At 40.1% G+C, this 22,532-nt stretch carries 19 protein-coding genes; 11 read left to right on the top strand and 8 right to left on the bottom strand.

Translation table 11 applies throughout. The annotated features are described in order from the left end of the window. Positions 1–106: 106 nt before the first annotated feature. The 5 genes from psiE to ACWPW6_RS11830 all read right to left on the bottom strand — a co-directional run bounded on the left by psiE (position 107) and on the right by ACWPW6_RS11830 (position 5,866). Positions 107–523 carry a phosphate-starvation-inducible protein PsiE gene (psiE, locus tag ACWPW6_RS11810; protein ID WP_154624556.1) on the bottom strand — a complete coding sequence of 139 codons (417 nt, stop codon included), beginning with the start codon at positions 521–523 and terminating at the stop codon, positions 107–109. A 206-nt stretch (positions 524–729) separates the two neighbouring features. Further along, positions 730–1,134: a GFA family protein gene (locus ACWPW6_RS11815; protein WP_250000508.1), complete on the bottom strand. Its 405-nt coding sequence runs from the start codon at positions 1,132–1,134 to the stop codon at positions 730–732. A gap of 47 nt (positions 1,135–1,181) precedes the next feature. After that, entirely contained in the window at positions 1,182–1,463 is a 282-nt protein-coding gene (locus ACWPW6_RS11820) for a hypothetical protein (RefSeq protein ID WP_154624558.1), read from the bottom strand. Positions 1,464–1,671: 208 nt separating this feature from the next. Then, entirely contained in the window at positions 1,672–3,150 is a 1,479-nt protein-coding gene (locus ACWPW6_RS11825; protein WP_272682958.1) for a DUF3999 family protein, read from the bottom strand. Beyond that, positions 3,134–5,866 carry a DUF2339 domain-containing protein gene (locus ACWPW6_RS11830; RefSeq protein ID WP_249998975.1) on the bottom strand — a complete coding sequence of 911 codons (2,733 nt, stop codon included), beginning with the start codon at positions 5,864–5,866 and terminating at the stop codon, positions 3,134–3,136. Before ACWPW6_RS11830 ends, ACWPW6_RS11825 begins: the two co-directional genes overlap by 17 nt. Before the next feature lie 580 nt (positions 5,867–6,446). Between ACWPW6_RS11830 and ACWPW6_RS11835 the strand changes: the two genes are divergently transcribed. The 3 genes from ACWPW6_RS11835 to ACWPW6_RS11845 all read left to right on the top strand — a co-directional run bounded on the left by ACWPW6_RS11835 (position 6,447) and on the right by ACWPW6_RS11845 (position 9,167). Further along, positions 6,447–7,370: an AEC family transporter gene (locus ACWPW6_RS11835; RefSeq protein WP_154621835.1), complete on the top strand. Its 924-nt coding sequence runs from the start codon at positions 6,447–6,449 to the stop codon at positions 7,368–7,370. A 136-nt stretch (positions 7,371–7,506) separates the two neighbouring features. After that, the gene (gene glpX / locus ACWPW6_RS11840) at positions 7,507–8,490 is read left to right on the top strand and encodes a class II fructose-bisphosphatase (RefSeq protein ID WP_154621836.1); all 984 of its coding nucleotides are present in this window, start codon (positions 7,507–7,509) and stop codon (positions 8,488–8,490) included. A 188-nt stretch (positions 8,491–8,678) separates the two neighbouring features. Next, complete coding sequence (locus ACWPW6_RS11845; protein WP_154621837.1) at positions 8,679–9,167, top strand: DUF4822 domain-containing protein; 489 nt, start codon at positions 8,679–8,681, stop codon at positions 9,165–9,167. A 66-nt stretch (positions 9,168–9,233) separates the two neighbouring features. Here the strand turns inward: ACWPW6_RS11845 and dtpA are convergent, their stop codons facing one another. Continuing rightward, positions 9,234–10,703: a dipeptide/tripeptide permease DtpA gene (dtpA, locus tag ACWPW6_RS11850; protein WP_163862279.1), complete on the bottom strand. Its 1,470-nt coding sequence runs from the start codon at positions 10,701–10,703 to the stop codon at positions 9,234–9,236. A gap of 1,038 nt (positions 10,704–11,741) precedes the next feature. Between dtpA and ACWPW6_RS11855 the strand changes: the two genes are divergently transcribed. Further along, positions 11,742–12,767, top strand: coding sequence for an SEL1-like repeat protein (locus ACWPW6_RS11855; protein ID WP_196712983.1), 1,026 nt, complete (start codon positions 11,742–11,744; stop codon positions 12,765–12,767). A gap of 49 nt (positions 12,768–12,816) precedes the next feature. Here ACWPW6_RS11855 and dpiA read toward each other — a convergent pair whose 3' ends face one another. Both dpiA and dpiB read right to left on the bottom strand, forming a co-directional pair. Further along, complete coding sequence (gene dpiA, locus ACWPW6_RS11860) at positions 12,817–13,500, bottom strand: two-component response regulator DpiA (RefSeq protein ID WP_154621838.1); 684 nt, start codon at positions 13,498–13,500, stop codon at positions 12,817–12,819. A 1-nt stretch (position 13,501) separates the two neighbouring features. Beyond that, on the bottom strand, positions 13,502–15,130 hold the full coding sequence (gene dpiB / locus ACWPW6_RS11865; protein ID WP_247047373.1) for a sensor histidine kinase DpiB: 1,629 nt from the start codon (positions 15,128–15,130) through the stop codon (positions 13,502–13,504). A 368-nt stretch (positions 15,131–15,498) separates the two neighbouring features. On the opposite strand from dpiB, the gene citC reads away from it, so the two are divergent. The 7 genes from citC to ACWPW6_RS11900 all read left to right on the top strand — a co-directional run bounded on the left by citC (position 15,499) and on the right by ACWPW6_RS11900 (position 22,386). After that, entirely contained in the window at positions 15,499–16,575 is a 1,077-nt protein-coding gene (citC, locus tag ACWPW6_RS11870; protein WP_154622460.1) for a [citrate (pro-3S)-lyase] ligase, read from the top strand. Continuing rightward, positions 16,572–16,868 carry a citrate lyase acyl carrier protein gene (gene citD, locus ACWPW6_RS11875; RefSeq protein WP_154622461.1) on the top strand — a complete coding sequence of 99 codons (297 nt, stop codon included), beginning with the start codon at positions 16,572–16,574 and terminating at the stop codon, positions 16,866–16,868. Before citC ends, citD begins: the two co-directional genes overlap by 4 nt. After that, entirely contained in the window at positions 16,868–17,764 is an 897-nt protein-coding gene (gene citE, locus ACWPW6_RS11880) for a citrate (pro-3S)-lyase subunit beta (RefSeq protein WP_154622462.1), read from the top strand. Before citD ends, citE begins: the two co-directional genes overlap by 1 nt. Positions 17,765–17,774: 10 nt before the next feature. After that, on the top strand, positions 17,775–19,301 hold the full coding sequence (citF, locus tag ACWPW6_RS11885; RefSeq protein ID WP_249998979.1) for a citrate lyase subunit alpha: 1,527 nt from the start codon (positions 17,775–17,777) through the stop codon (positions 19,299–19,301). Positions 19,302–19,305: 4 nt separating this feature from the next. After that, complete coding sequence (citX, locus tag ACWPW6_RS11890; protein WP_249998981.1) at positions 19,306–19,851, top strand: citrate lyase holo-[acyl-carrier protein] synthase; 546 nt, start codon at positions 19,306–19,308, stop codon at positions 19,849–19,851. After that, positions 19,832–20,716 (top strand): triphosphoribosyl-dephospho-CoA synthase CitG, encoded by an 885-nt coding sequence (gene citG / locus ACWPW6_RS11895; protein ID WP_249998983.1) that lies wholly within the window; start codon positions 19,832–19,834, stop codon positions 20,714–20,716. The genes citX and citG overlap by 20 nt, the downstream gene beginning before the upstream one ends. Positions 20,717–20,952: 236 nt before the next feature. Next, positions 20,953–22,386: an anion permease gene (locus ACWPW6_RS11900; RefSeq protein WP_154623068.1), complete on the top strand. Its 1,434-nt coding sequence runs from the start codon at positions 20,953–20,955 to the stop codon at positions 22,384–22,386. Positions 22,387–22,532 lie beyond the last annotated feature (146 nt).

Consider the following 22,532-nt stretch of genomic DNA (forward strand, 5'->3'; position numbering starts at 1 on the left):
GGAAATTTTTTAGTTAAGATATTAATGGCTATATTTTAACTAAAGAAATATAAGAAAAAGGAATGTGTAACATTCCTTTTTATAAACAAAAATTATTTTAAATATTCTACTCTCGTTTGAGTTTTTCGGTATTGGCGATATAAAGAGCAATAACTAAAACTAAAATCGCGCCAGCATGAAGTAACGTCGTCATGGGGTCACTGTGATCGACAATAATCAAGCGTATCACGGCAGTAATACCGATATAGATAAAATACCTTAATGGGAAGTGGTAACCAGATAAAAAATATTTAGTTATCAAAGCAATAAACTCAAAATAAAGGAAATAGATGACAATTCCTTCTAATAATTCATAAGCTGTTGCTTCCTTCTGCCCACTAAACATTAAAGATGCCATGGTGTATGTTTCTTTAGCCAAAAAGAAAACAAGTACGATCGCTAATGCTATCAATCCAATATTCAGCACCCATTGCAATACCCATGCGATATTGCTGGCATGTCGCATATTTCTCATACTATTCATTAGTTAAATTTCCTAAACTAGGCGTCATATTACTATAGGGCATTCATCTATCTTTTTTATATCAAATAAACAGCGTTAAATGAATATCTATAACAAGTGATAAGTCTTTTTATTTATTGTAATCGATATTTATGACATTAACAGGATAGAAGGAAAACAAAACCGATAATATTTTGAATAGCTCGCAGCAACGCTCTCTACATAGTCTATTTATTCATCAACTTTATCATATTTTGCTCTGTCAGCATTGGTATTATTTCAATAAAGTGATAGTAGTTAGGTTTGCTATCAACAAATATCTGCATAGCAAGATTAGCATGGCGACTTTCTGCAAATAAAGCGGCGGAAACATAATAAGAAGAAGGTGAATGAGAGTGATAATATAAATGTGTACCACATCGCTGACAAAATGCACGTTCCCCCCACTGCGATGAGGCAAAACGCGTTACGCTATTTTCCCCTTCAATAATCACATCCTCTTTGCAATCAAGAGTAAAACTAGGGCTGCCATTCCAACGTTGACAGCTATTGCAATGGCAGACACTGATTTTATCGATAGGCTGAGACGTGACTATTTTTACCGCCCCACAAAGACATTGCCCCTGATACAGGGTCGTTCCTTTTTATTATTAACGTTGTTGTATCACTATAGAATCGGCTAATGAAAAAAGCGATTTTTTTTATGATGAATACGGAATTGTCGATCACTAAGACGACGGTCTGTATTCATTTCCTCTAGCTCTGCGCGATTGACTTCTACTCGTTCACGTAGTGATTCAATATCACCTGAATCTTGCATTTTATCCTGTTTCAATGAATATACTATTTTCACTTTTTCGTAATCATGCAAATTCACAGTATCCGTTGCTTGTGCAACGATAGAAGCACTAGTTAATAATGCAATAGCGATAAATAGCTTTGAAAAAAAACCTCTTTTCATTGGTCACCCTCCTGTTTCCAAGTATTTGTTTTAGCGCATTACCGCATCAAAATATACTGTCTGAAGGTAATCATTTGGAAAAAATTGTAAATTTTTTAGTGTGGTAGATTTTTTTATTTAAGAATAGGCTGGCCAAATAATAATAAAGTGGATGAAGCCGTTTAACTCACCCACTTTATTGATTCAGGAACACAAATAATGCATTGTGCTATTTTTTAGTCGATTTAGTGTTAATTTCTCTTAAGAGATACCAACAGAAATACAGTAAGGCAATAATCCCAATCCCTAACAACAACCAGATAACAAGGATCATCCAATCAAAATTATTACCCTCTGAGCCATTGATGGTTAACTGCTCTTCACCACCTAACTCAATAACTTCTTTTGCGAGTGATAATTCAGGATAATTATGCATGAGCTGCTCAACCGTTAATGATTGCCCAATAAGCTCTTGGTAATTTAGCCCATCCATACTAGCGAGGTGACTCCCCCAAACTAATAAATAAGGCGACGCACCTTGTACATTAAAAACTAAATTAACCGCATCTCGTTTTCCTTCTATATAAGGGGGCTTATCATCCCAGCTCCCTTTCAATGCCGTAATCCTCAGTTTTTTAATCATTAAGTCATTTAACGCTATCTCTGGGTTACGAGTTTGTTCTCCATTATTCACTTGATGGTAAGCAACCATATTTGTCAACGGTAGCCAATTTTCGCCTGAATTAGAGGCATATTCAATTTGTAATGGAATTACGCGATTTGTTTGTTGTAACTGAATGACAATTGAGCTCAATGGCTGAGGTGAAGGTAAACGGTAGATTAATTGATTTAAAGAGACACCTTCATTCTGAGTAATAAAACGACAAATTTCTTGCTGTCTTGTTGCATGGAATGTTTTACCAATTCCCTGTACTGTCTTGAGTTCAGGTAGGGTTGTATCTTTAGTCGTAACAATAATCACCATTAGATAAGGCGCACTTAGCGCTGAATCATTCCCCTTTAATAATTCAATTGTATTATTTTGAATAACACCGACATCCGAGCTGAGATTCATCACTGGCTGATAAGCTGAAATATTTACCCAATGTTGTTTGTCATCACTAGCATAAATAAATGCTTTGCCTTGCCAATCTTGATCACTCTTTCCCCACTCTAAATTTAATGTTTGAGCAGGGAAAAGAGCTTGTTGATCCTGTTGGCGAGTTAAAAGATAAGCTTGATACCGTGTATCTTTCGACTGTTGTATAGAGGGTAATTCTAGGCGAGTCAGTTTATTCGGTATGGTTTCCACCAAAAGATACTGTTTATCGTCCTCTGTTTCTTCTTTTAAGTTTAATTGTTCTTCACGCGTCATTAAAGGCTGTAAAGAGAAACGAATTGGTGATGTTTGACTGCTTTCTTCTGAATGGTAAAAGAGCGCAGAAGGCACTTCCTGACCCGTACCGTTAAATACCCTGACATCTTGTAACGTTTTAGGGTAAGCAGAATTAACATAGGCTTCAACGGGAAGTTCAACCCAAGCAAATGGAATGTTATGACTGGACTCTTTTAACTCAACCCCCTGATAAAAATCATAAGGTGTTAATATTTTTTTATTTTCGGCATAAATTGTCCCCGAGAATAAGAGAAAAAAAGCTAGCATCACAAATACCAGCCAACTCCTTGGATTTTTATTTAGTTTCATCATCAGCCTCATTAAGTCCTTTCTCTTGAGCCATTTTTGGTGGTAGTGGAGAAAAATAACCAACAACTAAAATAAGTATTGCGACAACAATAAAGCTTATAGCGCGGAATAAACCGTCCTGCCCATAGATATCAACCAAGAATAATTTCACGACTACACAGGCAAAAATTCCCGCGCCAAACAGCCAACTGAGACGGTTTTGTTTGAGGCTGGCAAAAATCATAAAAGCTAAAGCAGCTAATGACCAACTAATAGAAAGAATAGTTTGCACCAAGCGAGAATCAAAGAGTACTTGAGCATTCCAGTTAATCTCGGCAAAATCAGATATTGCTCGAAGCATAATGCCATTAAACCATAATATGCTCAGAACAATAGCAGCAAGACTTAATCCCCTAATAACCCAGAGATCGAACACCCTTATTTTTTTCAATTTTTGTACTAAACCACGACGCATCAATAGTAATGATGCGATGCTAAATAACCCAGCTTCATCTAATGGATTAATCAGAGGAACATAATTCCAGAATGTCAGTTTGCCATCCTCTAAATTAGCGACAAATGACAACACAATAAGCACAAGAATAACTGGCAAGAAGCTATACCAATAAATAATACCATTTCGCTTCATTGGTGGCATTTTTTGGCTTTGTAGCCAATACAACACTAGCGTCGTTAAGGTTATCGTCATGACATAAATAAAATAACCTAACTCATTCATCCCCCAAGGGAGGATCGCAACAAACCAATTCACTTGTGCCGCAATAAACGCGATGATTAGCCAAAATGTTGCGCCATGGAGAATACGTTGCATCCAAATATAATGCGCTTTTTGGGCATGCATGGCGAATAACACCGAACTACCCAACATGACGGGCCAAATAAGAGACCCCTCTCCTCTACCCATAGGGTTTTCATCTTGAATAAAATCTACGGCAAGATAGTAATACCCCACCAGCCAAATAAAGGACTGACACAATAATAGTGCAATCCAATCAGCTTTAATGGCTAATATTCGCCAGAGCCAGGCAGAAATAATCACTAATGCCATAATGATGAAGCTTTCAGATTCCCCACTCCAAGACAAAATATCCGTTATGGCTGGGAGCCAAAAATACCAAACGGCTAATCCTAGAAGTAATAACCCATGGCTCACAATATTGAAGTTGGTTGACGTTTCACGTCGAACATGGAACATAGCCCCTGCACTAAAACAGGCTGCTAACAAAACAGGAACCATATAAACACTGGAACGGCTCCAAGTATATAGTGAGAAACCACCTAATAGCGTTATCGCACTCACTAAAATAAGCAATACTCCAACTGTAGACAATTTTTTATTTTGTACCGAAAACCCATAATACAGCAGCAATAGCCCTTCAATAGACCAAATAATAGATGTCCATTCGAATGAAAGCGCCAAGGGTATCGCTAACGTGACAAAACTTGCCCCAATAATCATATTTCCCAATGCAAGTTCTTTTCCGGTGGCTGCATATTTTTTATGGATCCGGAAACCGGCCAATAAATAAAATGCGCCTAGCAACAATGCAACAAATGCAGGAACAACATTGATTTGCCAAGAAATAGCATACTGTATCGCAAGGCTAATAAAAGGAGGTACAAATAATAACGTATTATCAACAACTAATTGCTTATCATGTGGGTAACGTAAAGCAAATAGTTGCGTTAACACATTAAAGACAATCAAATTTGCAATAAGAAAAATTTGGCTAGAGACATAATAGTCAGTTTGATAGTATTCCCAACCCCATAGAACCGCGACAAAATAAGTCATAAACATACCGACTAGATTAAGCGGGCGCCAAGCTTGCCAGACACTAATAATTAAGATAGCGGCAGATAGCATCAAATAATAGGAGAAGAGAAATATATGATTACCACCACCAGTAGACAGCAGGATAGGTGCTAAATATCCGCCGAGCGAGGCTAAAATCGCTAAGCTGATCGCTCGTTGCGATAAAGCAAGCACAATACTGGCGGCACAAATTATCAGCATTGCCACAAATGCCATACCGTATGGCAATAGCGAATACATTTTAAATGCTGCAATAACGGTTATATAAAAACACCCTACGGCGCCACCTTGTAATATTAATGCAAATAACGTCTTTTTATGCCGTAAATACCAACCGATACCAAGCAGTAACAAACAACCAATCGAACTGACTATTAAACGTAATTGTGGGGATAATACGTTATTTTGTACGCCAAATTTCAATAAATATGCGATACCAAAAAATAATAATAAAATACCGATTTTAGCAAGCGGATTACCTTTCCAAACCCAGCTAAAAAAGTGACTAAATAAAGACCAATTACTGTCATTTTGTAATTGCGTTTTATTATTTGCACGACGCTCAAAGCGATTAACATCCACGGATGTTTGCGATTCCTGTGCTGACATTATTACGCCAGTTTGCGAATGCGGCTCCAATGATGCATTTGTGGTTGAATGACCAGTTAAACTGTGTGGATAATGAGGAGTTTCTTGAAATAAAATTGGCGGCGTTTGTTTTTTTTCTGACGAGGCCATTTCCGCTGTATGGACTAGCTCCGATTGGCGATTTTCCGAGCTATCAGCATCAGGCTTTAACGCTTGTTCTAATGAAATAACGCGTTGATTTAACTCTGATAGCTGAGATCTCATTCGACTTACGCGATGCATCGCAATAATGGCAAGTATAGGTGAAATTACCATTAAAAGAATAACTACGAACCCTACTAGTATCAAAATATCCACAAATAGGCTTCCCTCATCATTAAATTAGCCAAAAAAAGAGCATCTAAATATTGGACTAGTGTAGATAGCATTCTACCTATTGCCAACTAGCTGTAATAAATTATTACAAATTAAAGCCAAGGCTGAACAATACCTCAAAATACTAGTCAAAAAAAGAGTTATTATGAACAGTAGGTCACTATCCGTAGTCGAGTCAAGACTGTTCTAAAATAGCGTTATTTTATTGTAAAAATGACCCTCATTTTATGTTTACTTATTATTAAGAACCTCTTTTTTTGTCATTAACGACCTTATTTAATAGATAATGATTATTTTTCCATATTTTCTAATTTATTTGTGATATTTATATATTTGCGTTATTAAAAATTAGCGCTAATTAATAATACAGTGAACACTACCACTAAAAGAGGTACTGCCCGTACACTTGAAATCAGCACAAATAAGATTATCTAAATAAGATAATTTTTTAAGTGGTGAATTTTCGTGCGTCATAATTTGTCTATTCGGGTAATATTTTATTTCATCTCATGAGGACATTATGTTATTACAAGTAATAATGGCCGCACTTGGACCAATCATTCTCGGTTTAGCGGTCGGTTGGCTATCAGGAAAATACGGCTTTATAAAACGTGAATATTCCCAAGCATTTGCTGACTTTGTTGTTAAAATTGCACTACCTTTTGCCCTATTCCTTGCCGCAGCACAAGCCCCACCTTCTGTGCTGCTCAATATTGACTATCTATTAGCATTAGCTGTTGGCTTGATCGTTTCTTATATAATCGGTTTCTTAGTCGGTAAAGTTTTTTTCCGACATAATAAAAAAGACTCAGCGATGCAAGCGCTATCCGTTTCTTTCCCTGATATGGCCTATTGTGGGCCACCGGTGCTTTTAGCAACAGTAGGCTCATCTGGTCTTATTGCGATGGTGCTAGGAAATTTAATTTATACCATTATTATCATTCCTTTTACCCTGTTGCTGATTAGTGGCAAGCAACAAAACAACGGTATTTTAAAATCAATTGGTAAAGCCGTCGCACAACCGTTAGTGTTCCTACCTATTCTAGGTGCCTTATTCGCTATTTTTGGCGTTAAGTTACCTGAAATACTGCAAAACTCAGTAAACGAATTAGGTAAAACAGCGGGAGGGGTCGCATTATTCTTCCTAGGCTTACTACTGTCTGGAATTAAGCTAAAAATTAGCGTCGAGATCGTTTTCAACGTCTTTGTGAAGAACTTTGTGCAAGCTGCCTTAATACTGGGAACCGGTATTGCTCTTGGCTTACAAGGCGATATGTTAAAATCTGCCTTTATTATTGGGGTATTGCCGACAGCGACAGCCGTTCCAGCATTAGCCATCAGTAATAAGGCTTATACTGAGACTGCGGCAGGAACCGTATTACTCAGTACGCTCGCCGCTTTAATTTCGATTATTGGCGGTATTGCGATCGTTGAAGCGCTATAACACACAGGCAGGCTACTAATTAGCCTGCTTTTCTTTTATTTCTCCAGCCGCTTTCCTCACCAACGATTTGCCAGATAGATCACAAAAAAAGTATTATATGTCTAGATATGATGTTTTACTATTCAGGGAATAAATAATGCAAATTAGCGATGAACTAGCTTATGCAATCGCTTCCGTTACAGAAGTTGCAGCTTTAGCAGCTCACGATTGGGTGGGTAAACAAGATAAACATGCGGCAGATAAAGCCGCCGTCGAAGCAATGCGTAATCGCCTTAACGCCATTGATTTTCACGGGCAAGTGGTGATTGGTGAAGGTGAAATTGATGAAGCGCCTATGCTGTATATTGGGGAACAGGTTGGAAACCCTTCTGCAAAACAGAAGTTAGATATCGCTGTTGACCCTATCGATGGTACGCGCATGGTTGCCTGTAATGAACATAATGCGATTGCGGTGCTAGCCGCAGCCCCAACAGGCGCTCTTTTACAAGCACCAGATATGTACATGGAAAAATTGGTTGTCGGCAAAGAGGCTAAAGGTGCGGTCCATCTTGCCAATCCATTAGAAAAAAACCTTGAGAATTTGTCATCTGCACTCAATAAACCCATTGCTGATCTATCAATTGCTATTTTAGATAAGCCTCGCCACCAGCATATTATGCAAACACTACGTCATTTTGGTGTGAATGTTGTTACCATCCCCGATGGCGATGTTTTAGCTTCACTATTAGCTATATTGCCAGAACAACCTATCGATATGATGTATGGCACGGGTGGTGCCCCAGAAGGGATTATTAGTGCTGCTATTGCACGTGCGCTAGGTGGAGACATGCAAGCCCGCTTAGTTACCCGAACTTTAGCGAAAGGCGATAGCCCAGAAAATAGATTATTAGCCGAACAAGAAGCGTTACGTTGCCAGCAAATGGGTGTCGCTATCGGCGAGATACTGACGTTAGAGACGATGGTCAGTACCGATGATGTTATGTTTGCCGCCACCGCCATTACTCCTACCGTATTAATGTCAGGGATCGCTTATAACGCGAATGGCCGTACTTCAAGTACACTATTAATTAATGGTAATAATCGTTCATTAAAAATAATTAACAACCGTCACTTCAACTGACGGCCTCCCCTAAAACTGGTATTTTGGTTAAGTACCAGTTTCTTCACACGCATTTATTGCGTAAAGATAACTATACGATAGACATAATTGGCAATAATTTACGCCTTCACATTTCATCATTAATCTTCTAGTTTTATATAAGGACTCTCTTTAATCAATCTATAATGTCATCTAATAATGGAGTATTTATGAAATTGAAACCTTTTATTGCCGCTATCATTGCGCTGTCTAGTGTTGCGGCGTTCACAGTCCAAGCTAATACAAATTCAACAGCCTCTGTTGGTTTATCAGCTTCTGTCGAAAAGAAACTCAATGCGTATGAAGATATCATGGTAGATAAAGTGTGGGTGACAACAGAAGCACTTGATCAAGACAAAAAACGTGTTGACCCTGCCAATGAGCAAGTGGCTAACTTCTTCGGACTTGCGGAATACTACCCAGATGGTACTTTTAAGATGACCACTTTAGAGGGTAAGCCGAAAATGCAAGGTGACTGGTCATTCAGTGAAGATGGAAAAAGCCGTTCCCTTACCGCCAAAAATGATAAGGGTGAAGTATTATTTACTCGCGTTGTCGAAAACGTGACGGTGACTCCAGAGGAATACACTTACCGCATCTATCCATCACAAGACGATACCTCAAAATATGTTGATATCGTCCATAAAGTGAAAAAATAATTTTTCATAAATAACAAAAGGGCCTGTTTCGGCCCTTTTATTTAATCATCGAGCAATAAAATTCGTTTAATCACGCTCTAATGTCATACGATTTAACATTGGTGCGGTGACGACCATCAAAATCGCAATCACACCTGTAACAACACCTATTTTCAAGAACACATCACTGTACACCGCCAGAGAATCAACAGAACTCGTGAGTTCCCCTTTTGGCACTGCTGCCATAGAAGCAACATAACCAGCAATAAATGCCGCTGCGGAGTTTGTTAAGAACCATGACCCCATGATAAAGCCCATTAAACGTTGTGGAACTAATTGTGCCACCATCGCCAGACCTAAACCAGAAATCATCAATTCACCGATACTTTGGAAGCCGTAGCAGATGATCAACCAATTGACTGACACAATACCCGCTTCGTTAGCGAATTTTGCACCCAATGGCAACACAAGGAACGCCGCAGAGCAAAGCAGCATACCAATAGCAAATTTATGCGGCATCGGTAGATGGTCGCCCATCTTATTATAAATAGCCGCAAGGATCGGACTACCAATCATAATCCACAGTGGGTTTAAAGCTTGATACTGTGCAGGCTCAACGCTGAAACCTAAAACTTCATGTTCAACGTTATGTAACGCAAAGAAGTTAAGAGATGTTGGCATCTGACTATACAAAACAAAGAACACAATCGCTTCTAACATCAGGATCAGCGCAACGATCATACGGCGACGTGCTATTCCATCTAACGCGACCGTTTCTTTAATAAAGATAACAATGATACCTAATGAAATAATCCCTAGCGCTGCACGAGCAATATCCATGTTGTGCAGTAGCCAAGTTGAAATCGCAATCAGTGCAACAATACCAACGAGCGTGGCTAAGAGCTTTGAAATGACCATGGGTACAAAGTCAGGCTTAGAGCCATGAGCCGCGACCCATTTTTTGCACATAAAGAAGTTAATCAAGGTGATAACAAGACCAACAACACTGAGTGAGAATGCAATATCCCAACCATAATGTTTGGCTAACCACGGTGTTGCTAACATAGAGAAGAAGGAACCAATGTTAACAGACATATAGTACATCGTGAATGCACCATCCAAACGTGGATCGTCTTTAGCATAACAGGTTGATAATAATGATGATGGGTTAGCTTTAAACAAGCCGTTACCTACGGCGATGGTTGCCAAACCGACATATACCATGGAGACATCATGGTCAGAATAGGCCACTAAAGCATAACCGGCGATTAAAACCAGCGTACCAAGCACAATAACACGTTTAGTACCTAGGATTTTATCACCTAACCAGCCTCCTATCGCCACAAAGCCATATACTAAAGCAGCAAAAGCAGAAAACAGCGTAATTGACTCTGTTTCTGACATTCCCAGCACTTGGCTAAGATAAATAGGAAGGATCCCCTGAAGACCGTAATAACCGAAACGCTCCCAGAGTTCGATGGAGAATATAAGATAGAACGAGCGAGGTTGCTTAAACGCGTTAAGACTGATTTCCTCTTTGTTGTTAGTTGTGGACACTAGTTACCTCTATGACAACCTGTACGTAAGCAAAAAGCAAAATGGGGTACTGTCTGTACCCTCAGCATTGTTATTGTCTCAAGAATTAAAGTTGAAAAATCCAAACTTTGCGGGCTAATGACGTCAAAATCCCTGACCTTAGGCTCCATAGATTTAACCTTCAAAATTAACATCTCTGTGTGTAAAACGATGTTTATGAATCACAAACATAAAATTCAATGAGTTAAAGCAGATTTGATTATTTATTCAACATTTATAGGGATAAACACCGCTAGGAATGCGAAAATCAATTAAGCAATATACGCTATTTATGCACCAAAAATAAAGATTTAGCTAGCACTAATTACCCCATCAATAGTTTTATATCGTGATTAAGCTCACTTATACAGCCAGTTTCCACCACCCACAACGAACATTAATTAATCAATTGTATATCATATGTTAAGCATATTGTTCTGATTTAAAGCGCATAGCGACAAAATTTATATCTCCTTGGTGCTAATGTGTAAATCAACTACACATTCTTATTTTTACTTCCATAAAACAGCCGTTGAATAGCGCTATTCGTCAAAACGTGTCGTTATCTCACACACAATAATTTGATTAAAAATAAATCAACATAGAATATGAATAACAATGCAGACAACTAAGATGAAAAGGATAACGGGGGTTGTTGAGAGGAAATTTAGATAAAAAAAAGCCCAGCAAATCGGCTGGGCATAATGCATTCTACTTAAGGATCTTCGTTGCTACGAGTGAAACTCTCACTACTTAGATGCATTATTGCATTACTTCATGTAAAGAAATGAATATTGAGGGTAAATATATGAATGTTTACGCAAGCAAACAGATATACTTACTAATAAGACCTCTTACCCTTAATAAAGGTTCATAATTTTTTCTTATTTCCTTGAAAAAATTCTCTGTTGACATCACCAAGCACGCTGTTCACGAAAAACGTCCTAGTTATATTCATTATTGCTTAAGTGAAAACAGCAAGTTAACCTACTCGTAGAAAAAACGATAAAAGGGTCTCCCGTGAAAAATTTTTTGTTATCGCTGTTTATTATTTTCAATGCCTTCGCGCTGCACAGTTACGCTGAGCCAGCGCCTCAAGATAAACAAAAACTGTACGAAAATGCACAAAATGGGCAGGCCGAGGCACAATTCAACCTTGCTATGCTATATCAATCCGAAAACCAACTTGCCGATGCGGCTAAATGGTATCGTTTATCCGCAGAGCAAGGATTTACAAAGGCACAAATTAATCTCGCCCTTATGTATCAACAAGGTAAAGGGGTAGATAAGAATGAAGAGCAAATGCTGTTATGGATGAAAAAAGCCGCCACCGCCGGTGATCCTCTCGGTCAGTTAAATATGGCCGAATATTCTTTAACGGGGATACATAATTTACTGCCACAAAACAAACAGCACGCTGAAGAGTGGTTAGTTAAAGCCGCAGCACAACATTTCCAACCGGCTGAATTGATGCTGGCTTATTGGTATGAAAAAGGTATTGCAGTCACTGAAGATCCGCAAAAGGCCCAGCAAATCTATCTATCGTTGGCGAAACAAGATCAACCTCAAGCACTTTATCTATTAGGTTATCAGGCCGCGACTGGCATGTATGATAAAGTTAACTATCAACAAGCTTATCACTATTTTTCACGTTCAGCGCAGCTTGGTTTCTCTCCTGCACAAAATAGTTTAGGTATGCTGTATCTGCATGGACAAGGCGTCAAACAGGACATTAAATCTGCTATAAAATGGTTAACTTTGGCTTCTGAACAAGGTGAAATTTCGGCGCAATTTAACCTCGCTTTGATCTATGCTCGAGGCGATGGTGTAACTGCTGATCAAGCAAAAGCTTGCCACTGGTTTATTCGTGCGGCACAACATGGCAGTGCTGACGCGCAGTATGCCACTGGGGCCTGTTACCAATATGGCATGGGCGTCAATCAGGATGATAAAAAAGCACTGTATTGGTACAAACTCGCCGCCGCACACGGCAATGAAAGAGCAGAGAAAAAAGTGTTGATACTTGAAAATAATTTAAAAAAATAGTGTTAGTTGTCTGCATAAAAATCACGTTATGCAGACGCTAATGATAAGCTTATTTTTGAACCGCGCGATAGATACGCTGAGGACGCCCTACCTTACCATACTCAATTTCTGCCTCTATTTTGTGTTGTGCCAAGCAGTACTCTAGATAACGACGCGCTGTAGTACGGCTGAGCTTGATAGTTTCCGCAATTGTTTCCGCAGTATGCTCCGCTTCTGGTTGCGTAAATAGTGACAAGACTTTTTCTAACGTTAACCCATCGATACCCGTTGGCAGTTCCTCTTTCGCTTCACCGCGTGCATATGTGTTAAACATATCATCAATTTGGCTCTGATTCGTTTTACGGCTCGCCTGCAAGACCGATTTACGTTGAATATAGCGATCCAGTGTCTGACCTAATCGCTCATAAGCAATAGGTTTCACCAAATAATCAAAAACCCCTAAACGAATCGCTTCAGAGACGGTTTCCATATCACTCGCCGCCGTTGTAAAAACAATATCTGCACTATTTCTTTCTTGGATTAATTCATGAACCAAATCTATCCCCTTTCCATCAGGTAGATAGTTATCCAGTAAGATCAGGTCAGGCTTCATATATTCGATCATTTTTTTGGCCTGTGCCAAGTCCCCTGCCACCCAAACTTTATCGCAAGCAGGATAGGATTTAATGTATTCGCCATGCATCTCAGCGAGCAGCAGTTCATCTTCCACAATGAGGATTTTTATCTTCATCATTTTATATCTTCACTTTTGGAATAAAAATTGAGAATAGAGTACCATTTGGTTGATTATCTTCAATAATAATCACACCATTACATCTTTTGACATACGAAGCCACCAGATACAAGCCGATCCCATGCCCATCGACAGACTCCGTTTTTGTCGTTATGCCCCTTTCATACCATTTATCTTTTATTTCTGAAGGGAAACCACAGCCTTCATCAGCCACTTCAATAACAAACTCATTACCTTCATCTGAGAGATATAATTCAATCTGCTTGTTTCCTTCCTGACTTTTTAGGCTTGCTTCAAATGCATTATCCAAAAGATTACCTAAAATTGCACAGAATTCAGTACTGCTTAATAACGGTGGGAGTGAACTCAATTGGCAACCCGGCGTGAACACCAACTGCAACCCGAGTTCTCTGGCTCGGTGATATTTTCCAAACAGTAGACCTGCGACCTGTTTATCCGCAAATTGTTGACGTAGCGCATCAATGAGATGCTGTTGTGACTCTGATTCCCCCCTTATCATTGCCAATGCTTGGTCATACTCCTTCATTTGCAATAAACCACTTAGTGTCGACATCCAATTAAGGTGCTCATGACGTAATGAGCGAAGATTCTCAACGTATTGACGCACTTGTGTCAATTGTGAGTTGAGGGATTCAATATCATTTTGGCTACGAAAGCTAATCACCGCACCAATGAGATGATTTTCATCTAATAAAGCAATGCGGTTAGCGATAACATTCAAACCATTAAATGAACAAATAACATCATGCTGCGTTGTTGCGATATCATTAATAAAGAAAGTCTCTGGGGTAATCAACTCACTCACTGAACGCCCAACTAAATGGTTCAAGGGTTCACTTAACGAAAGCATTTTACGTGCATTATGATTGATATTAATGATCTTTCCTGCGCAATCAACAGCAATCACCCCTTCAAAAACCGCTTCAAATATTCCTTTTTGTACGACAACCATTTGTGTAATTTGCTCAGGTTCCATCCCCAACATTTGCCGCTGAATCAAGCGAGTAAAGGCCCATGATAGGAATAACAATATCACTAACACCCCAAAAAACATGGCTCCCGTCTGAACCAATAATTCACTTCTGGACGTCTCTATTTTATTCGTGAGATAACCAATAGAGACAACACCAATCACTTGATTGTTTTCATCAAATATCGGGGTTTTCGCGCGAACGGCATTGCCTATAGAACCTTCCCCACCGATAAAATAGCTTTCCCCCCGCTCTAATGCACCGGGTTTGTTCCACTGCATCTTGAAGCCAACTTTTTCTTCATTGGGGTGATATAGGCGTAGCGAATTTTCATCCCCGATGACCACATAATCATAGTCAGAATCTTGATTAAGTTTATCCGCAATTATCTTTAATTTTGGGATATCGCGTGTCTTAACGGACTGAATAATACTTTCCATGGAGGCGATCAACTTCGCTTGGCTCATTGCAAGTGAGCGAATATTCGCCATTAAACGATTTTCAGCGGTTTCGGTGAAGTACTTACCCAAACTAAACGTCAACACAACGGAAACGAGTAATAAAAGAAAGAAAACTCGCACAGAAAAGGATATCGAGTGGCTTTTTCTAAATGGAGACCGCGGGTACTCTTTTTTCATGGATATCCTATTACCTACTGAAAAGTAAAAATATTGTTACACGAAAAAACATCGATTAGCGCATTATGAAGCTAACTGAGCTCACGAATAAGAGACATATTAATAATTAAATACATTAAAACCAAGCAATAAACAACATATCCCATAATTAAACACATTAAAACCATAAAACAAATACAAACTCCTTTTAGAAACATGAAATAGGTCAAATATAATAATGAGATAATCTTTAATATTAATATCGAACAGGGTAATTAAATAAAAAGCTAATGAGTTATTTATTAAATTAATATCTGAACTTTTATTTAATTAACTTTAACATTAGTAACAACTTAAAAACATCTCTATATGAGATGCAGGATACTAATATGTTCGAAAACATAACGTTTAACCAAGTAAAACGTCATGAGAACAGGAAACTAGCTGAAATAGCTCAGTTTTTAAAAGAAAACGATTTAGATATAGATTCCAGTATTGACGTTTTTATTACGATTACGCGTAATGATAAATTAATTGCGTGTGGTGGCCTCGCTAAAAATGTTATTAAATGTGTTGCAATTAGTGATCATGTTCGTGGTGAAGGTTTAGCGTTAAAGCTAGCAACCGAATTGGTTAACCTTGCCTATGAAAATAATACGACTCACTTATTTATTTATACTAAAACACAAAATGAAAGTTTATTTCAACAGTGTGGATTCCATACCCTAGCCACCGTGCCGAATATTATGGTGTTAATGGAGAACAGCTGTTGTTATCTAAAACGCTATATTAAAAGTTTAAAAGCCCAGTATAAAGAAGGCAAAAAAATTGGCGCGATTGTGATGAATGCCAATCCATTTACTTTAGGGCACCGCTATTTAATTGAAAAAGCAGCCAAATCCTGTGATTGGCTTCATCTTTTTGTTGTCAAAGAAGATACCTCTCGCTTCCCTTACAGCGTCAGATTACAGTTAATTGAAGCTGGCACTCAAGGAATAGAGAACCTTACCATTCATAGAGGCTCTGAATACATTATTTCTCGAGCAACTTTCCCGTGTTATTTCATTAAAGATAAAGCGGTTGTTGATAATTGTTATACCGAAATCGATATTAAAATTTTTCGACAATATATTGCCCCCGCACTTGGTATTACTCACCGTTTTGTTGGAACAGAGCCTTTTTGCAAAGTCACTCATCAATATAACGAAGACATGCGCTTTTGGCTCGAAACTCGCACGCTCAACTCCCCACCTATTGAGCTGGTTGAATCTCCGCGAATGGTCTACGACGGCACGGCAGTTTCCGCCTCACAAGTACGTAGGCTACTTGCTAAAAAAGATCTGGCGGCGATCAAGCCGATTGTGCCTGAAGCAACCTATCACTATTTAGAGAATATGTTAGCTTCCCGCTCACCATCTGCCTCTCACCGCATCGAAAATTCTGAATTAGTCACAGGTGAACTATGAAAATACTCCACGCAGCCGTTGCTGGCACGCTTGAATCAAGTGATGTCATGGTACGAATAGAACCCTTAGAAGACACCCAAGAAGTCTCGATACAAATCAGCAGTAGTGTTGAAAAACAGTTTGGCGATGCAATTGAACACGTAGTGCTTGAGCTAGTTAAACAACACGACATCCAAGGGGCTCAAATTATTGTTGACGATAAAGGCGCTCTGGAATGTGTTCTTAGAGCACGCTTAGAAGCTTTATTTGCCAGAGCTGCTGACATAACTGCCTTACCTTGGGAGGAGCAATAATGACTCCACAACAAAAAAATCGCACCCGTAGAAGTATGCTATTTGTGCCTGGCTCCAATGCGGCCATGCTAAGTAATGCCTTTATTTATAAAGCGGATGCTTTGATGTTCGACCTTGAAGACTCTGTCACACTCCGTGAAAAAGATACGGCTCGTCGCTTGGTTTATCATACGCTACAGCACCCGCTATATCAGGACGTTGAAACGGTTGTACGTGTGAACGCCCTTGATTCGGCCTTCGGTGTCGCTGACTTAGAAGCCGTTGTTCGTGGTGGTGCCGATATCGTACGTCTGCCAAAAACAGATACGGCGCAAGACGTTATTGATATCGAAAATGAAATCTTACGTATTGAAAAAAGCTGTGGTCGTGAACAGGGTAGCACCGGTTTACTCGCAGCAATTGAATCACCCATGGGGATTACACAAGCAGTCAATATTGCTCACGCATCACCCCGACTTATTGGCATCGCATTAGGTGCTGAAGACTATGTTCGCAATTTGCGTACCGAGCGGTCTCCAGAAGGCATTGAACTCCTCTATGCTCGGTGCGCTATTTTACAGGCAGCGCGTTCAGCAGGTATTCAAGCATTCGATACCGTGTACTCTGACGCGAATAATGAACAAGGCTTCTTAAAAGAAGCTGCTCACATTAAACAGCTTGGTTTTGATGGCAAATCCTTAATTAACCCTCGTCAAATCGAGCTACTGCATAACCTTTATGCCCCAACCCAAAAAGAAGTGGATCATGCTCAACGTGTTGTTGATGCAGCTAATGCTGCTGAGCAAGAAGGTCGTGGTGTCGTTTCATTAAACGGGAAAATGGTTGATGGCCCAGTGATTGATCGAGCACGTTTAGTCCTTTCACGAGCGGCATTATCAGGAATTCGGGAAGAGTGAGGCATAAAAAATGACAAATATGACACAGCGTCAGGCTCGCGTATCAGCCTATTTTGACCTTATGACAGACGAATCACATCGTCAGTTTAATGATATTGGCAAGGTTCAGCAGCAGGTGCAAAAACCACGTAATCGTAAACTGTGTGAAGACTTGCAACTCGCTATTCGCCGTGCGGGTTTAAAAGATGGCATGACTATTTCATTTCATCATGCATTTCGTGGTGGCGATTTAACAATTAACCTTGTTATGCAAGTCATCGCAGAAATGGGTTTTCGTCATCTCACACTGGCTTCAAGCTCGTTAAGTGCCTGTCATTCACCATTAGTGGAGCATATTCGCCATGGTGTCGTACGTAAAATTTATACTTCAGGTCTTCGAGGCCCATTAGCTGAAGCCATTTCTCGTGGTGAGCTAACTGAACCCGTACAAATCCACTCTCATGGTGGTCGAGCTAATCTTATTCACAGCGGTGAGCTCAGTATCGATGTCGCTTTTATCGGGGTCCCCTCTTGTGATGAATATGGCAATGCTAATGGTTACACTGGTGAGGCCTGTTGTGGCTCACTCGGTTATGCCAAAATTGATGCTGAAACTGCCAATAAAGTCATCATGTTAACGGAAGAACTACTGCCATACCCACACAATCCCGCAAGTATTAAACAGGATGAAGTGGACTATATTGTCAAAGTGCCACGGGTTGGTGATGCCGATAAAATTGGTGCCGATGCGACCCGCATGACCTCGAATCCTAGAGAACTCTTGATCGCTCGAACTGCCGCCGACGTTATCGAAAAGTCAGGCTATTTCAAAGAAGGCTTTTCATTACAAACAGGTACGGGGGGTGCGTCACTTGCTGTTACCCGTTTCTTAGAAGATAAAATGCGCCGTCACAATATCTGTGCCGGTTTTGCCCTCGGTGGCATCACATCCACAATAGTCGATTTACATGAAAAAGGCTTTATTCGTAAATTAATTGATGTGCAAAGCTTTGACCGTGCCGCTGCAATGTCATTAGCTCGCAACCCAAATCATATCGAAATCAGTGCCAATCAATACGCCTGCTTTGATTCCAAAGGTGCCTCGGTGGATATGCTGGATGTGGTGGTGTTAAGTGCACTCGAAATCGATACAAAATTCAATGTTAACGTACTGACAGGATCCGATGGCGTGATACGTGGCGCATCAGGGGGTCACAGTGACACTGCTGTTGCATCAAAACTGTCCATCATTGTTGCACCGTTAGTACGTGGCCGTATACCAACGCTTGTCGATGAAGTGATCACCTGTGTTACACCCGGGTCTAGTGTCGACATTTTAGTCACAGACCATGGTATCGCTGTTAATCCAGCTCGCCCCGAATTGAAACAACAATTGGAAAACCAAGGAATCAATACCGTTTCCATTGATTGGCTACGTGAACGGGCTGAGTTATTAACAGGTAAACCTAATCCTATTGAATTCACTGATAAAATCGTCGCCGTTGTTCGCTACCGAGATGGCTCTGTGATTGATATCGTGCATCAAATTAAGGAGTAACACCATGTTTTACCCACTGCCTGATACCATAGAGCAACCTGAAATTTCTTTACCTGAGCTGCTACAAAGCCGTGATAACCGTCAGGCTAGACAGCAGCAGTGGATTGGTCTCCATCAGGTAACCCTGATTTCATTTACTGTCGTTTTTCCTGGTCCTGTCAAAGATAATCATCTTGTCAGATTGATCTTTAATCAGGGATTAAATGCGCTTAAACAGGTCGCTCAACGCAGGCAGTGGGTACTTTTAGCGCAACAATCTTTTGCCTTATCGACGGGGCCTGAATGTTTCGTCGCAGTAGATGCCAGTGCCATTGAGGTAAAACATGCCTTAATTGAAGCAGAAGCGTTATCTCACGTAGGTCGTTTATGGGATTTTGATGTCTTTGACGCTGAGGGGCGGCAATATTCACGCGCCAAGCTAGGCCTTCCCGCTAGACGCTGCTTGCTGTGCGAAAAAGATGCCAAAATTTGTGCTCGGGAGCGTATCCATCCGCTGAATGAGATTCTTACTCAAATCGAGGTGCTAGCTAATGCGTCCGCTAACGATTGAGCAAACAGAACGGCTCACACATGAGGCCGTACATTATTATAGCCAACTGGGTTGGCAAGCCATGATGGCTGAGGTGAATCTAACCCCAAAACCCGGCCTTGTTGATGCATGGAATACAGGGGCTCACAAGGATATGGCGTTGACTGATTTTCATCTCAGTGCCCGTGCTATCGCTCAGCATTTTCCTGATTTTCTCTTCGCTGGCGCAAAGTATAAACAACTCCCTGTTCAGCATGTTTTGAAAAAAATTCGCCCAATTGGTATTGCATGTGAACAATCGATGTTTCGTGCGACAAAAGGCGTTAATACGCATAAAGGTTCAATCTTCTCTCTAGGATTAGTATTAACCATCATCGGCCGTCAATTAGCGTTACAGAAACCGGTTTCGGCTGCCTCTATCAGTCAAGACGTATCACTGATGTGCCAAGGTATTACGACTGAATTAATGCAAATAACGGATACGCCTACCGCAGGCCAGCGTTTATACCAATCATTTGGTTTAACAGGTGCTCGTGGTGAAGCGGAAAGTGGTTACCGACTCGTGGTTGATTTATCTCTGCCTTATTATTTAAAACAACTTATTGAAGGTAAACCTCAACAACTCGCATTACTTGAAACACTCATCTTATTAATGGCAAACAATGATGATACCAATGTGGCCAATCGTGGCGGACTAGCCGGTTTATCATGGCTGAAAACCCAAGCACAAGCGGTACTTGACCAAGGTGGATTAGTTGATTCGACAGATTTAGAAAAAATTAAACGCTTCGATAGGCAATGCATTCTAAAAAACTTAAGTCCAGGTGGAAGTGCAGACTTATTAATTCTCACTTGGTTTTTAGCTCGCTTACCTTATTCAAAATAAAATTAACACCAATTCAATATTAACCGACACAGGAAAAATAAAATTTAATTAACAAAAATAAAAAACTTAATTATTGATTACTGTTTTAACGAATTTATCCCGTATTTGGCATTGAAGGATTTCCAATATCCATTCAAAGCATAGCTGTATTCCAAATACACCAGACACAAATTCATAATATTAAATAATAAATTTTAATATTAACCAAATTTAGTATTCATTAAGGAAATTGGCCTATGCAAAAAGATAAAATATGGAAGCTATTTCTTCTCATAGCGATTCCCATAATCATATCGTTAATCCCAACACCGGAAGGGTTACCCCACATTGCGTGGTTATTATTTGGTCTTTACTTAGCCGCTATCGTGGGGCTGGTATTAAAGCCCTATTCTGAACCTGTTATTTTGTTAGCCACTATCGCTGCCAGCGCAGTGGTCATTGGTGTGACAGGCACTAAAGATGTCAAAGTCAGTGAAGTGCTTAATGGCTATGCCTCCGGTACAACCTGGCTCGTCTTTGCTGCCTTTACGCTCAGTGCGGCATTCGTGATTACAGGCTTAGGTAAACGGCTCTCTTATATTTTAATTGGCAAGCTCGGTGGAACAACATTAGGTCTTGGTTATGTCACCGCAATTCTTGACTTAATTATTGCACCAGCAACGCCATCAAATACGGCACGTGCAGGGGGAATTGTCTTTCCAATTATTAACAGCGTAGCGGTGGCATTAGGTTCAGATCCAGAAAAAAGCCCTCGTAAAGCCGGCCATTACCTGTTAGTGAACGTTTATATGGTGACAAAAACCACCAGCTATATGTTCCTAACCGCGATGGCACCAAATGCATTAGCGTTAGCCATGATGACTGACATTATGGGGATCCATTTAAGTTGGGGTGGATGGGCGCTTGCGGCCGCTATTCCTGGGCTAATTATGTTGATCCTGACTCCCCTTATCATCTACAAGTTGTATCCTCCTGAGTTGAAAAAAGTCAACAATAAAGAGATTGCTGCGAAAGGATTAGCTGACCTCGGCCCAATGACGGTAAGAGAAAAACTGCTCAGTATTATCTTTATCTTAGCTTTGGCGGGATGGATATTTGCAGGTCAAATTGGCGTTAGCGCCTCCACTGTTGCGATTTGTGTTATGGCCTTAACATTAATTCTAGGCGTGGTGACTTGGGATGATGTGTTAAAAAATAAAGGTGGCTGGAATACCTTAATTTGGTATGGCGGTATCATCGGAATGTCTGGCGTGCTAACGAAAGCTGGCTTTTTCAAATGGTTAGCTGATGTGATGGGGCAACACCTTTCATTTGGCGATCAAACAATGCTGGCCTTCTTTGTGATCATGTTTATCAGTGTTGCGATACGTTATTTATTCGCCTCTGGTGGTGCTTATGTCGCTGCGATGGTTCCTGTATTTGCAACCGTGGGTATGGTGGCTGGGGCACCGCCAATGTTACTAGCACTAGGTTTACTGTTCTCTAATGCATATGGCGGTAGCTTAACTCACTATGGCGGCGCGGCAGCTCCAATTGTTTTCGGTGCTGGTTATAACGACATTCGTTCTTGGTGGATTATTGGGGGTATCGTCGCATTCTTAAGTTTACTGGTACATATGACCATTGGTTTAGGCTGGTGGGAAATCTTAATCAGTGCTGGTTTAATTTAAATAATAACGTTTAGCCTAAACGTAAAAATAACCCATGGGATCCAAGTATTATTTGGGTCCCATATAAATATAAAACCTCCCTCTTCTATTATTTTGCTGTGTTATGGGCAGCGGTTATCTTATTTCATGCCATCAACAGCATAAAT

The sequence above is a fragment of the Providencia sp. Marseille-Q8014 genome (assembly GCF_965112055.1).